The 13,768-nt window shown below is 67.1% G+C and carries 11 protein-coding genes; 5 read left to right on the top strand and 6 right to left on the bottom strand.

The features are described from left to right. Positions 1-23 precede the first annotated feature (23 nt). A complete protein-coding gene (locus tag ACZ5V4_RS07865) occupies positions 24-1,811 on the top strand; it encodes a methyl-accepting chemotaxis protein (protein WP_464317626.1) in 1,788 nt (595 codons plus the stop codon). A gap of 84 nt (positions 1,812-1,895) precedes the next feature. On the opposite strand, the gene ACZ5V4_RS07860 is transcribed toward ACZ5V4_RS07865, so the two are convergent. The 6 genes from ACZ5V4_RS07860 to nifH form a co-directional block, all read right to left on the bottom strand. Next, positions 1,896-2,198 carry a (2Fe-2S) ferredoxin domain-containing protein gene (locus ACZ5V4_RS07860; RefSeq protein ID WP_464317625.1) on the bottom strand — a complete coding sequence of 101 codons (303 nt, stop codon included), beginning with the start codon at positions 2,196-2,198 and terminating at the stop codon, positions 1,896-1,898. A 107-nt stretch (positions 2,199-2,305) separates the two neighbouring features. Next, positions 2,306-3,694: a nitrogenase molybdenum-iron protein subunit beta gene (nifK, locus tag ACZ5V4_RS07855; protein ID WP_464317624.1), complete on the bottom strand. Its 1,389-nt coding sequence runs from the start codon at positions 3,692-3,694 to the stop codon at positions 2,306-2,308. A gap of 12 nt (positions 3,695-3,706) precedes the next feature. Then, positions 3,707-5,359 (bottom strand): nitrogenase molybdenum-iron protein alpha chain, encoded by a 1,653-nt coding sequence (nifD, locus tag ACZ5V4_RS07850; protein ID WP_464317623.1) that lies wholly within the window; start codon positions 5,357-5,359, stop codon positions 3,707-3,709. A gap of 24 nt (positions 5,360-5,383) precedes the next feature. Next, on the bottom strand, positions 5,384-5,758 hold the full coding sequence (locus ACZ5V4_RS07845) for a P-II family nitrogen regulator (protein WP_464317622.1): 375 nt from the start codon (positions 5,756-5,758) through the stop codon (positions 5,384-5,386). Then, positions 5,755-6,117, bottom strand: coding sequence for a P-II family nitrogen regulator (locus ACZ5V4_RS07840; RefSeq protein WP_464317621.1), 363 nt, complete (start codon positions 6,115-6,117; stop codon positions 5,755-5,757). Before ACZ5V4_RS07840 ends, ACZ5V4_RS07845 begins: the two co-directional genes overlap by 4 nt. 39 nt (positions 6,118-6,156) lie before the next feature. Beyond that, entirely contained in the window at positions 6,157-6,981 is an 825-nt protein-coding gene (gene nifH, locus ACZ5V4_RS07835) for a nitrogenase iron protein (RefSeq protein WP_464317620.1), read from the bottom strand. A 417-nt stretch (positions 6,982-7,398) separates the two neighbouring features. Between nifH and ACZ5V4_RS07830 the strand changes: the two genes are divergently transcribed. From ACZ5V4_RS07830 to pta, 4 genes are all read left to right on the top strand, one after another. Beyond that, positions 7,399-8,196: a sulfite exporter TauE/SafE family protein gene (locus tag ACZ5V4_RS07830; RefSeq protein ID WP_464317820.1), complete on the top strand. Its 798-nt coding sequence runs from the start codon at positions 7,399-7,401 to the stop codon at positions 8,194-8,196. Between the two features lie 37 nt (positions 8,197-8,233). Beyond that, positions 8,234-9,976: a putative bifunctional diguanylate cyclase/phosphodiesterase gene (locus ACZ5V4_RS07825; RefSeq protein WP_464317619.1), complete on the top strand. Its 1,743-nt coding sequence runs from the start codon at positions 8,234-8,236 to the stop codon at positions 9,974-9,976. Next, positions 9,973-11,079: a LeuA family protein gene (locus ACZ5V4_RS07820; protein ID WP_464317618.1), complete on the top strand. Its 1,107-nt coding sequence runs from the start codon at positions 9,973-9,975 to the stop codon at positions 11,077-11,079. The genes ACZ5V4_RS07825 and ACZ5V4_RS07820 overlap by 4 nt, the downstream gene beginning before the upstream one ends. Positions 11,080-11,658: 579 nt before the next feature. After that, complete coding sequence (gene pta / locus ACZ5V4_RS07815; protein ID WP_464317617.1) at positions 11,659-13,752, top strand: phosphate acetyltransferase; 2,094 nt, start codon at positions 11,659-11,661, stop codon at positions 13,750-13,752. The last annotated feature ends 16 nt before the right edge of the window (positions 13,753-13,768 follow it).

Genomic DNA, 13,768 nt, shown 5'->3' with positions numbered 1-13,768 from the left:
CCAGATCCATCGCGGAGGACCCCATGCTCTCGGTCAAGAACAAGATCATCGCCGGATACGTCGTGCTCATCGCCATCCTGGTGGCCGGAAACCTCGTCTCGTCGCGCTCGTCCAGCGAGCAGATAGACGCCGTGCAGGAACTCATGGGCGAGGACATGCCCATCCTCATGTCCGCCCAGGACATCTCCCTGGCCGCGCTCGAGATGCGCAGGCACGAGAAGGACGTGCTCCTCGGCGCGGGGGACCAGGCCAAACAGCGCGACGCCCTGGACAAGATGACGTCGGCCTCGGACGCGGCGCTCTCGAAGCTCAAGGGGCTGGCGGCTCAGGTGGCCGCCGACCGCGAGCTGGGAGAATCGGACAAGCGCACGGCGGCCAGCGCCCACGAGAGCCTGGCGCGCTACGTGGCCTTCGCCGGTTCCGTGGCCAGGGAGGCGGCGGTCGCCGGGGCGGACCCGGCGAAGGCCAACGAGCGTTTGGCCTCGGGCAAGCAGGATTTCTACGAGTTCGAGAAGGCCATGGCCGCCATCCGCGACATAGCCGGGCGAATGGTGGCGACCAGGGCCAAGGAGATGGCCGAGATGTCCGCCACCGTGAAGAACGTGCAGATGGCCGCCCTGGCCGGGGGCGTGGCCGCCGGGATACTGAGCGCGCTGGCCGTGGTGCTGGCCGTGACCAGGCCCATGGGCAGGCTGGTGGCCTATTCCGAGGCGGTGAGCTCGGGCGACCTGGGCGCGCGCCTGGAGCGTACGGGCGCGGACGAGTTCGCCGTGCTCGGGGGCAACATCGAGAAGATGGTCGAGGCGCTCCGGGCCAAGATCGACGAGGCCGGGCGCATGACCCGCGAGGCCGGGGAGGAGGCCGCCAGGGCGCGCGCCGCCACGAAGGAGGCCCAGGAGGCCATGGCCAGGGCCGAGTCGGCCCGGGCCGAGGGCATGCGCGAGGCGGCCCGGGGCATCGAGCAGGTTGTGGCCGTGGTGGCCTCGGCCAGCCGGATGCTCCAGGAGCGCATCGGGGAGGCCAGCGAGGGCGCGCGCGACCAGTCCGGGCGCGTGCGCGAGACCCTGGAGGCCATGCGCTCCATGACCGCGACCGTGGAGGACGTGGCCGAGAGCGCGTCCCGGGCGGCCCAGTCCACGGACAAGGCCAGGCAGGAGGCCGTGTCAGGGGCCGGGATCATCTCCGAGGTGGTGGGGGCCATCGGCCGCGTGCGCACCCAGGCCCAGGCCCTCAAACAGGACATGGGCGAGCTCGGCCACCGCGCCGAGGGCATCGGCCGCGTGCTGAACGTGATCTCGGACATCGCGGACCAGACCAACCTCCTGGCCCTGAACGCGGCCATCGAGGCGGCCCGCGCGGGCGACGCCGGGCGCGGCTTCGCCGTGGTGGCCGACGAGGTGAGAAAGCTCGCGGAAAAGACCATGGACGCCACGCGCGAGGTGGGCGAGGCCATCCGGGGCATCCAGCAGGGCACGCAGCAGAACGTGGACAACGTGGACGCGGCCGTGGAGACCATCGAGAAGGCCACGGACCTGGCGGGCCGCTCCGGCGAGGCCCTGGCAGGCATCCTCGCCCAGGTGGAGCTCGCGGCGGACCAGGTCAGCGCCATCGCGTCCGCGTCCGGGCAGCAGTCCGAGGCCAGCGGGCGCATCAGCCGCCGCGTTGAGGAGGTGGACTCCATCTCCGGGGCCACGGCCCGGAACATGCGTGAATCAGCAGGCGAGGTGGAGGAGCTCTCCAGGCAGGCCAGGGTGTTGAGCGACCTGGTGCTGGCCATGGATTCGGGAGGCCGCCCCGCGCTGGGTGCGTAAAAAGCCGGAAACGTCACGGCCGCCCGGCCCCTGCAGGGCGGGCGGCCGCTTCGCGGACGAGAGCAGGCAGGAGGAGAGCTCTCGCTAGATCAAGAGGTCCTCGCACGCTTCGCCGTTTTCCAGCGCGTCGAGGATCTCGTCCACCTTCTCTTCGGAATCGACCTTCCCGTACCACCAGGCCTCGGGGTAGACGATCATCACGGGTCCGTCCTCGCACTGCTTCAGGCAGCCCGAGCCGGTGATGAGGATGTCCAGGCCCCGGTCGAGGATTTCCGTCTCCATGTATTGCAGGAGGCTGCCGCCCTGCTTGAAGCAGACGCCCTTGGGCTCGCCCTTGGCGCGGAAGCTGTTGCAGACCAGGATATGGTGCTTGGGCTTGTTGACCATCGCCGTCACTCCTTGAAGTGTGGTTCGTCTCTGCAAGAAAATCCGGCCCGGGGGAGTGCCCTCCCCCCGGCCGGAGCCCCGGGGCGCGCGGCCCCGGGCGCCGTATCCTAGTAGACCAGCTCGAATTCGATCTCGCTGGCGTCGCGGTCGCGGCGGGTCAGGATGGCGTCGAGCATCTTCTCGATCATCCTGAGCGCGCCCTTGTAGCCCACGGTGGGGAACAGGGTGTGCCCCATGCGGTCCAGGATGGGGAAACCGTGGCGGATGTGCGGGATGTCCTCGTCGCGGGCGATGTACTTGAGGTACGTGTTGCCTATGAGCAGGTCCACGGGCTCCTGCTTGATCCACTGGTGCAGGATGAACATGTCGCCCGGGCACTTCACCTTGGTCACGCCCTCGGCCGGGGTGCCCTTGATTATCTCGCGGATGGCGCGCTCGAACTTGTTGCCGGGCGTTCCGGAGACCAGGTAGGCCGGGATCATGTCCAGCTCGACGAGCAGCTTGGTCAGGCCGATGAGCTGGTCGGGGTCGCCGGCCAGGGCCACGCGCTTGCCGTGGAAGTACTGGTGGTAGTCGCTGATCACGTCCACCAGCTGGCCGCGCTCGAAGTCGATGGAGGCGGGCACGGGCTTGCCCGAGAGCTTGGACAGGGCCATGACGTAGGCGTCCGTGTCCTCGAGGCCGAAGGGCAGGCCCAGGATCTCGCAGGGCACCTTGTGCTCCGAGTCCAGGTACTTGGCGGCCTGGGCCGTGGCCCAGCGGCCGAGGCCGATGGTGCCCACGGAGTCGCCTGAGGAGATGATGTCCTCCACGCGGGCGCCGCCCGCCGGGAACATCTCGTACTTGCCGGTCAGGGGCGCGTTGAGCACGCCGGAGGTGTCCGGGAACACGATGGCCGGGACGCCCATCATCTGGGCAAGGCGCTTGATCTCGGCCATGTCCGAGGGCTCGCAAAACCCGGGGATGACGTTGACCTTGCCGTTCTTCACCCCGGTGGACTTGGCCAGGTTCTTCACCATGCCGTTGACCATGTTGGAGAAGCCCGTGACGTGCGAACCCACGTAGGAGGGGGTGTTGCAGTAGATCACGTGCTTGCCCGCGGGCACCTTGCCTTCCTGGCGGGCCTTCTCCACGATCTGGGTCATGTCGTCGCCGATGGTCTCGGAGAGGCAGGTGGTGTGCACGGCGATCAGGTCCGGCTCGTACACGGAGAAGATGTTCTGGATGGCGGTGAGCAGGTTGGCCTGCCCGCCGAACACCGAGGAGCCTTCCGTGAAGGAGCTGGTGGCGGCCGGGACGGGCTCCTTGGTGTGCCTGGTCAGCGCGGAGCGGTGGTAGGCGCAGCAGCCCTGTGAGCCGTGGGAGTGGGGCAGGCATCCGTGGATGCCGAGCGCCGCGTACATCGCGCCCACGGGCTGGCAGGTCTTGGCCGGGTTGATGGAGAGGGCCTGCCGCTCCACCGTTATTTCAGCGGGGGTGTGCCTTAAGAGTGCCATGACGTATTCCTCCTAGCCGGCCACGAAGCAGGCGGTGAGTTCGGGGTCGTTGGCGTGCCAGGGGGCCTTCACCTTCGACCAGACCTTGGAATTCACCATCCTGTCGATATCCTTGTAGTAGTTGATCGCGCCCTTGAACCCGGCGTAGGGGCCGCCGTAGTCGTAGGAGTGAAGCTGCTTGAGCGGCACGCCCATCTTCTGCACGGAGTACTTCTCCTTGATGCCGGCGCAGAAGATGTCGGGCTTGTACATCTCGATGAGCTTGTCGGCCTCGAACTGGTTGAGGTCGTCGATGATCAGGGTCTTCTTGGGCATGTCGGCGATCAGGCCTTCGTACTCCTTGAACTTCCAGCCGGACGCCTCGCGGGCCTTGATCTCGTCCTCGGTCAGGCGGGCCTTGTACTTCTCGGGGTCGGCCTCGATCTCCAGTTCCTCGATGTTGCGCGAGTCGGCGTCCACCTTGATGGTGGGGATGACGTGGCGGCCTTCGTAGTCGTCGCGGTGGGCGAACTCGTATCCGGCGGCCAGGGTGGTCATGCCGAGCTCGGTGAAGAGCTCCTGGTAGTGGTGCGCGCGCGACCCGCCCACGAAGAGCATGGCGGTCTTGCCGGCGGTGCGCGGCTTGATGTCGGCCAGGGCGGCCTCCACCTCGGGCATCTCCTCGGCGATGACCTCCTCCACGCGCTTGATGAGCTCCTCGTCGCCGAAGTGGTTGGCGATGCGGCGAAGCGACTTGGCCGTGGCGTTGGCGCCGATGAAGTTCACCTTGATCCAGGGGATGCCGTACTTGGTCTCCAGCATGTCCGCCACGTAGTTGATGGAGCGGTGGCACATGACGCAGGAGAGGTCGGCCAGCTGGGCGGCGGCGAAGTCGTTGTAGGTCGAGTTGCCGGAGAAGGTGGCGTTCAGGGTGATGCCGCACTTCTCCAGGATACGCTCGATCTCGAAGGCGTCGCCGCCGATGTTGTACTCGCCCAGCATGTTGATGGTGTACTTGCCCGAGCGCACCGGCGTGTCGGAGGTGCCCACCACCTCGGTGAAGATCTTGTTGTTGGCGATGTGGTGGCCCGCCGACTGGGACACTCCCTTGTAGCCCTCGCAGGAGAAGCCGAAGATGCTGATGCCGAGCTTGGCCTTCATCTCGCGGGCCACGGCGTGCACGTCGTCGCCGATGAGGCCCACGGGGCAGGTGGCGAAGATGGCGATGGCCTTGGGCTTGAAGATGTCGTAGGCCTCCTGGATGGCGATCTTGAGCTTCTTCTCGCCGCCGAAGATGATGTCCTCGTCCTGCATGTCCGTGGAGAACGCGTAGGGGATGAAGTTCTCGGCGCCCGGGGCCGAGGCGTCGGTCTGGTTGCGCCTGGTCAGCCAGGAGTAGAAGCCGCAGCCGATGGGTCCGTGCGTGATGTTGATGATGTCGCGCGTGGGACCCAGGATGACGCCCTTGCAGCCTGCGTAGGTGCATCCGCGCATGGTGATGATGCCGGGAACGGTGCGCACGTTGGAAAGGATCTCGCGGTCCTCCATGCCCTCCTGTTCCTTGATGTATATCTGCTGGGAGCGCTTGCGGCCGACCTTGGGCGGATACTTGGCCAGAAGCTCCTTCTTGGCCTCTTCCGGATCGACGTCCGGCATGGTCAAGGGATCTTTGATTGGGGCGTCCATGATGCTTTCCTCTCTACAAGCCGTTTATTCGATGGCGCAGGCGCCGGTTTCGCCGGTGCGGACCCTGACGGAGTCGCCGAGGGGCAGCACGAAGATCTTCCCGTCGCCGGGCTTGCCGGTCTTGTTGGCGGCGCTGATGGCCTCGACCACCGTGGCCACCTTCTCGTCGGGCACCACCACGGTGACCATGCGCTTGGCGAAGAGCTTACCCTTGCTTCCCAGGACCTCGGCGGCCTCCTGGTTGCCCGCGGCCGCCGCGGCGGCCACTTCCGCGTTGACCAGGCCCTTGCCCCGGCCCCAGGCCTCGTGGGCGAAGAAGGCGGCGATTCCGGCGTCGGTCAGGGCCTTCTTGGTCTGGTTCATCTTGTTCATGCGAACGACGGCGATGACTTCCTTCATGGCCTGGCCTCCCCGATGGAGGAGAGGTCGGTCTCCTTCACGCCGGAGCTGATGGTGTACATCTCCTCGACGGGGGAGACGAAGATCTTGCCGTCGCCGAAGTTGCCCTTGCCGCCGGTGCGCGCGGCGTCCACGATGGTCTTGACCACGAACTCCTTGTCCTTCTCGGACACGACGGTCATGATCTGGACCTTGGGGATCTCGTCGTAGGTCACTTCGCCGATTTTGATGCCGCGCTGCTTGCCGCGCCCGGCCACCGCGAGCTTGGTCGCGGCGGGGAAGCCCGCTTCCATGAGGGCGGCCATCACGTCGTCGGCCTTCTCGGGGCGGACGATGGAACGGATCATGATGAGGGACATGCGTGTATCTCCTGGATTCTCTTGTTGTTGCGCGAAGGCCTAGTTGGCGATGCCGTACTTCACGAGCAGGGCTTCCAGCTCGTCGATGGGCAGCGGCGTGGGGATGACGAACTTCTGGTTCTCCTGGATCTTGGAGGCCAGGGTCAGGTACTCGTTGGCCTGCGGGTGCTCGGGAGAGAAGTCGATGACGGTCTTGCGGTTGAGCTCGGCGCGCTGCACCTGGTTCTCGCGGGGCACGAAGTGGATCATCTGGGTGCCAAGGCGCTCGGCCAGGGCGTTGATCAGGTCCTCCTCGCGGTCGACCTTGCGGGAGTTGCAGATCAGTCCGCCCAGGCGCACGCCGCCGCCCTCGGCGAACTTGACGATGCCCTTGCAGATGTTGTTGGCCGCGTACATGGCCATCATCTCGCCGGACACGACGATGTAGATCTCCTGGGCCTTGCCTTCGCGGATGGGCATGGCGAAGCCGCCGCAGACCACGTCGCCCAGGACGTCGTAGAAGACGTAGTCCAGGTTCTTGTCGTCCTTGTAGGCGCCAAGCTGCTCGAGCAGGTTGATGGAGGTGATGATGCCGCGTCCGGCGCAGCCCACGCCGGGCTCGGGGCCGCCGGATTCGGTGCACATGGTGCCCTTGAAGCCGGGCTTCAGGATGTCCTCGAGTTCGACGTCCTCGCCTTCCTCGCGCAGGGTGTCGAGCACGGTCTTCTGCTGCAGGCCGCCCAGGAGCAGGCGGGTGGAGTCGGCCTTGGGGTCGCAGCCCACGACCATGACCTTCTTGCCCAGGGTGGCGAGTCCGGCCACGGTGTTCTGGGTGGTGGTGGACTTGCCGATGCCGCCCTTGCCGTAAATAGCGATCTTTCTCATTGTCATGCCTCCGAACGGGGATTGGGTTCGCGTTATGTACGGAGGTCAAGGCAAGGGGCGTGCCAGAATGAGCTAAATTTACCAAAAATGGCAAAAATCGTGATTTTGCGCGGACTGGCGGGGGGCGCCCGGGACGCCGGGGGCAGGTGTCCGGCTTCGTGACGACACAGATGCTACACGATTGGCTACAAAAATGTTTCCCTTTTTGTAAGCCCATTTGCCGCGCGAGTGCTGCATCCGTGAAGGCCCGCGCCGGGGCCTGTCGACAATCACGGGCAAAGGGGATACAGCGCGGCCTTCGGGCCGTAAGCCAACGCTCAGGCCCCTCGCGGACGCTCCAGGCGCCCGGCTCGGCCGGCCCCGCCTGACCTCAGGGGATGTCCTAATCCTAAAGAAAGCGGGAGAGAGCCTATCATGATGGTCCTGTATTTTCTCCTCTACGCGCTGGCGGGCGCGGCCGCCGGAATCCTGGCCGGGCTTCTGGGCGTGGGCGGCGGCATCGTCATCGTGCCGGTGCTGACTGTCCTCTTCGCGTGGCAGGGGCTGCCCCCGGAGTACATGATGCAGATGGCCCTGGGCACGTCCCTGGCCTCGATCATGTTCACCTCCGTCTCCAGCATGCGCGCCCACCACAAGCACGGGGCCGTGCGCTGGAACATCGTCTGGCTGATCACCCCGGGCATCGTGCTGGGCACCCTGGCCGGGTCCAAGCTGGCGGCCTGGCTCTCCTCGGGCTTCCTCAAGGGCTTCTTCGTCTGCTTCCTCTACTACGTGGCCCTGCAGATGTTCCTGAACTTCAAGCCCAAACCCACCCGCGAGATTCCGGGCATCGGGCCCATGACCGGCGTGGGCGGCTTCATCGGCGTCATCTCCGCTCTGGTGGGCATCGGCGGCGGCACGCTCACCGTGCCCTTCATGACTTTCTGCAACGTGCCCATGCACCAGGCCGTGGGCACGGGCGCGGCCATCGGCTTCCCCATTGCCGTGGCCGGGACCGTGGGCTACATCTTCGGTGGCATGGGCAAGGCCGGGCTGCCGGACATGACCCTGGGCTTCATCTACCTGCCCGCCATGGTCGGGCTGGTGATCTGCAGCATGCTCACCGCGCCCACCGGGGCCAAGATCGCGCACAAGCTTCCCGTGCCCATGCTCAAGAAGGTCTTCGCGGGCTTTCTGCTGATAATGGCCACGAGAATGCTTTTCCAGATTCTGTAATCCTGTTAGGCTTCGGGGAAGAAAGCTGGAGTTGTACATGAAGCCTTCTTCCCCGAATCTTCCCTCCGACTTCTCCTGCGAGTGCGCCCTGCGCCTGTTCGAGGCCCTCATGGACCTCTGCGGCGAGGGCGTGGCCGTGGTCTCCCCCCGCGGCGAGATAGAGCGCGTGAACAAGGCCTTCACGGCCATCACGGGCTACGAGCCCGCCGAGGCCCTGGGCGCCAACCCGCGCATCCTCAAGTCCGACCGCCACGATAGGGCCTTCTACGAGGCCATGTGGGCCTCGATACTCGAAACCGGCGGCTGGGAAGGCGAGATCTGGAACCGCCGCAAGTCCGGCGAGGCCTACCCGGAGCGGCTTCGCATCCGCGCCGTGCGCGACGCCTCCGGGGCCGTGGCGCGCTACGTCTCGGTCTTCAGGGACCTAAGCGACGTGGAGCGCCTGAAGCAGTCGATCCTGGACGACGCCTACCAGGACGCCCTGACCGGCCTGCCCAACCGCCACCTCTTCCAGGACCGCCTAGGCGTGGCCCTCAGGCGCGTGCGCCAGGAGGGCGGGATACTGGGCGTGGTCTGCCTGGACCTAGACCGCTTCAAGTCCGTCAACGACAGCCTGGGCCACGTGGCGGGCGACATCGCCCTCACCGAGGTGGCAGCGCGCCTGGCCAGGCTCCTGCGCCAGGGCGACACGCTCTCGCGCTTCGACGGCGACTCCTTCTTCATGATGCTCACCGGGTTGCGCGACCCCGAGGACGCGGCCCACGTGGCCGGGCGCGTGCTGGCCTGCCTCGCGGAGCCCTTGGAGATACAGGGCCGCGAGGTGCACATCGGCGCGAGCCTGGGCATCACCATCGCCCCTGCCGACGGCGGGGAGCCCGCCGACCTGATGCGCAACGCCGAGATGGCCATGTACCGCTCCAAGGAGGCCGGGCGAAACAACTTCAGCTTCTTCACCGAGGAGCTCGGCAGCCGCGTGCTCAAGGGCCTGCAGATGGAGAACGACCTGCGCAAGGCCTTGTCGCGCGGGGAGTTCCTGCTGCACTACCAGCCGCGCGTGGACGTGCTCTCGGGCAAGGTGGCGGGCATGGAGGCCCTGGTGCGCTGGGCGGGCGCGGACGGGCGTCTGGTGCCCCCGGCGGAGTTCATCCCCCTGGCCGAGGAGGCCGGGCTCATCTCGCGCCTGGGCTCCTGGGTGATCGAGGAGGCCTGCCGCCAGACCAGGCAGTGGGCCGACGAGGGCCTGGAGGGGCTCAGGGTCTCCGTGAACTTCTCCCCCAGGCAGTTCGAGCACCCGGGCCTGGCGGATCACGTGGCCGGGATCCTTACGCGCACGGGCCTGGCCCCGGAGTTCTTCGAGGTGGAAGTCACCGAGAGCGTGTTCATCAAGGGCTTCGAGCTGGCCCGCGAGGCCCTGCTCAAGCTCACGGCGCTCGGCGTGAGCGTGGCCCTGGACGACTTCGGCACGGGCTACTCCTCGCTGGCGTACCTGAAGCGCCTGCCCATCTCCACGCTCAAGATCGACAAGTCCTTCGTGGCGGGCCTGCCCCAGGACAAGGATGACGCGGCCATCGTCACCTCCATCGTGTCCATCGCCAACACCCTCTCGCTGGAGGTGGTGGCCGAGGGCGTTGAGACCGAGGCCCAGCTGGAGTTCCTGCGCTCGCTGGGCTGCTGCGGCGGCTTCCAGGGCTACCTCTTCTCGAGGCCCGTGCCCGCGCACGAGTTCGCCGCGCTGGTGGCGCGCGGCGGCGTGGCCAAGGCCAGGGCCTGCCGCCCGTGAGGATCATCGACTCCACCCTGCGCGAGGGCGAGCAGTGCTTCGGCGTGTACCTCTCCCCGGAGGCCAGGCGCGACGTGCTCGCGCGCCTGGTGCGCCTGGGCGTGGACGAGGCCGAGCTCGGCGTGGCCGGGCGCGACGCCTCCCTGGCCGCGCTGGTGGCGCACGCCCGGGAACTTGCCGGGGACGGGCCCACGCGCTTCTCGGTCTGGGCCGCCTGCCGCGAAGACACCATCCGCGCCGGGGCGGCCCTCGGCGCGCACTGGCTGCACATCGGCCTGCCCGCGTCCGGGGCGCACATGCGAAAGCGCCTCGGGCTCTCCCCGGACGAAACCCTCGACCACCTGCGCCGCCACGTGGAGCTGGCCCTCCGGGCCGGGGCCGGGCTGGTGTCGCTTGGCCTGGAGGACGCCTCGCGCGCGGACCCGGACTTCCTTCTGCGCGCGGCCCTGGCTGCCCAGTCCGCCGGGGCCTCGCGGGTGCGCCTGTCCGACACGGTGGGGCTGTGGAACCCTTCGGGAGTGGCCGGGCTCGTCTCGCGGCTGAAATCCGCCCTGGACATCGCCGTGGGCGTGCACTGCCACAACGATTTCGGCATGGCCACGGCCAACGCCCTCTCCGGGCTCATGGCCGGGGCCGACTACGCCGACGCCTCGGTGCTGGGGCTCGGCGAGCGCGCCGGGCTCTCGGCCCTGGAGGAGCTCGCGGCCTACCTGCATTTCCGCCTGGGCGCGCCCTACCGCGTGGAGGAGCTCCCCGGGCTGTGCCGCGCCGTGGCCTCCGCCGCCGGGATGGACATCCCGCCGCGCAAGCCCGTGGCCGGTTCCGGCCAGTTCGCCTGCGAGACGGGCCTGCACGTGCACGGCCTGGCCCGCGATCCCTCCCTGTTCGAGCCTTACGACCCGGCCAGCCTGGGCTTCACGCGCGTCACGGCCCTGGGCGGGAAGAGCGGGCGCGCCGCCGTGGCCGCAAAGCTCGCGCAGATGGGCCAGGACCCGGCCTCGCGCGACCTGGAGGCCCTCACCAGGAAGGTGAGGCAGCGCTCCGAGGCGCTGGGCAGGCCGCTCACCGACGAGGAGGCGGGGGAGCTGCTGGCTGGGGCGTGACCCGCCGTGATCCTCCCCGGAACGGCCGTCCCGCAATCCGGACTTGTCCGTTTTTCCGGACGGGGCGGCGGCCAGCCTCCCCTTGACCCGCCCCGGACGCCTTGCTAGCTAAAAGGCGTCTAACCGCTCGATTTGCCAGCCTGCCCGCGTTTTTCTTCCTCCCGGCATCTTTTTTTGCGCGCTCTGGCCTGGAAGCTGGTTTTGTCCGGAAAATCAGGCTATCTTATGCACACGAAGCAACTCATCTGCTTGGAATTGATGATGATCAACGTTTTTCGCTTTCTGGCACGGTCCTTGTTAGGGTCCTCGATCCAGCCTTGCCGGGGTTTTGCCCCGGCCGGGCGCGAACTTCCGTGTGAACGCTCATGACAACCCCCGCCATGCCGGAGGCCGCAAACCCCTCCGGAACACCATACCTATACCGACAAGACCCGGCAGGGGCCGCCTCCGCGCGCACCCGCCGGCAGCACGTTTCCCTGGCCGCCACCCGGCCGCATCCCAGGTTCACCCTCTCGTCCGGCGGCATCCTTCCCTTCCCGCCGGCGCGTTCCACCACCCCCTATTCTCCAGGAGACACGCATGGCTAAGAATCTCTACATCATCGCCACCGAAGCCCGCAGCGGCAAATCCGCCATCTGCCTCGGCGTGATGCAGCTTCTGCTCAAGGACTTCCAGCGCGTCGCCTTCTTCAGGCCGATCATCTCCGGTTCCGCCCAGGGCAAGAAGGACCACGACATCAACCTGATCCTCTCGCAGTTCTACCTGAACATGCGCTACGAGGACACCTTCGTCTACACCCTGGACCAGGCCCGGGACATGATCAACCAGGGCAAGCACACGGTGATGCTCGAGAACATCCTGGCCAAGTTCAAGGAACTGGAGTCGCGCTACGACTTCGTGCTCTGCGAGGGCACCGACTTCGTGGGCACGGACTCGGCCTTCGAGTTCGACATCAACGCCGAGATCGCGGCCAACCTGGGCTGCCCGGTGATCCTGGTGGCCAACGGCCACGACAAGCCCGCGGACAAGCTGGTGGCCGCCACCCAGATCGCCATCGACACCTTCCAGGAAAAGAACCTGGACATCTTCGCCACCATCGTGAACCGCGTGGGCCCGGGCATCGAGCAGAGGGTGCTCGACGGGCTGACCTGCAAGTACATCGGCGGCCAGGACTGCCTGACCTACGCCATCCCCGAGGAAGCCACCCTTGGCAAGCCCACCGTGGGCGACGTGTCCAAGTGGCTGGGCGCGCAGGTGCTCTACGGAGCGGACCTCATGGACACCCCCATCGACGACTACATCGTGGCGGCCATGCAGGTGGGCAACTTCCTGGACTACATCAAGAAGGGCGCGCTGGTGATCACCCCCGGCGACCGCGCCGACGTGGTGCTCGGCTGCTACGCCTCGCGGCTCTCCAGCGCCTACCAGGACGTGGCGGGCATCGTGCTCACCGGCGGGCTCGAACCCCACGTGAACATCAAGAAGCTCATCGAGGGCTGGACCGGCGTGCCCCTGCCGGTGCTCCTGGCCGAGGGCCACACCTACAAGGTGGCGCGCATCCTCATGGACCTGTACGGGCGCATCGAGGCCGACGACCAGAAGAAGATCGCCACGGCCCTGGGCACCTTCGAGGCCCACGTGAAGGGCGACGACTTCCGCGCCCGCCTGGAGGCCAAGCGCTCCTCCAAGATCACGCCCAAGATGTTCGAGTACAGCCTCATCGACAAGGCCAAGCACCAGAAGCAGCACATCGTCCTGCCCGAGGGCACCAGCGGCCGCATCCTGCGCGCCGCCGACATCCTGCTGCGGCGCGGCGTGGCCGACCTCTCCATCCTGGGCAAGGAGGACGAGGTCGGGACGCTCATCAGCCAGCTGGGCCTGGACCTCTCGGGCGCGAAGATCATCGACCCTGCCAAGGCTCCCCACTACGAGGAGTACTGGAAGACCTACTACGAGATGCGCAAGGCCAAGGGCGTCACCGAGGAGATGGCCCGCGACCAGATGCTCTCGCCCACCTACTTCGGCACGATGATGGTGCAGATGGGCCACGCCAGCGGCATGGTCTCCGGCTCCATCACCACCACCCAGGAGACGATCCGCCCGGCCCTGCAGATCATCAAGACCAAGCCCGGCATGTCCATCGTCAGCTCGGTGTTCCTCATGTGCCTCTCCGACCGCGTGCTGGTCTTCGGCGACTGCGCCGTGAACCCCAACCCCAACGCCCAGCAGCTGGCGGAAATCGCCATCCAGTCCGCGCACACGGCCATGGCCTTCGGCGTGGAGCCGCGCATCGCCATGCTCTCCTACTCCACGGGAGCCTCGGGCTCGGGCGCGGAGGTGGACAAGGTCCGCGAGGCCACCAAGATCGCCAAGGAGATGCACCCCGAGTTCAAGCTCGAGGGCCCGCTCCAGTACGACGCGGCCATCGACCCCGAGGTGGCGGCGCTCAAGATGCCCGGCTCGGAAGTGGCGGGCAAGGCCACCGTGTTCATCTTCCCGGACCTGAACACCGGCAACAACACCTACAAGGCCGTTCAGCGCGCCGCCCAGGCCGTGGCCATCGGCCCGGTGCTTCAGGGCCTGAACAAGCCCGTGAACGACCTCTCCCGCGGCTGCACCGTGGAAGACATCGTCAATACCGTCGCAATCACCGCCATCCAGGCGCAACACTAATATAGCGTAAGGAGAC

This window comes from Fundidesulfovibrio sp. YSD1 (assembly GCF_055397115.1).
This window is presented reverse-complemented; position numbering and strand designations above follow the sequence as displayed.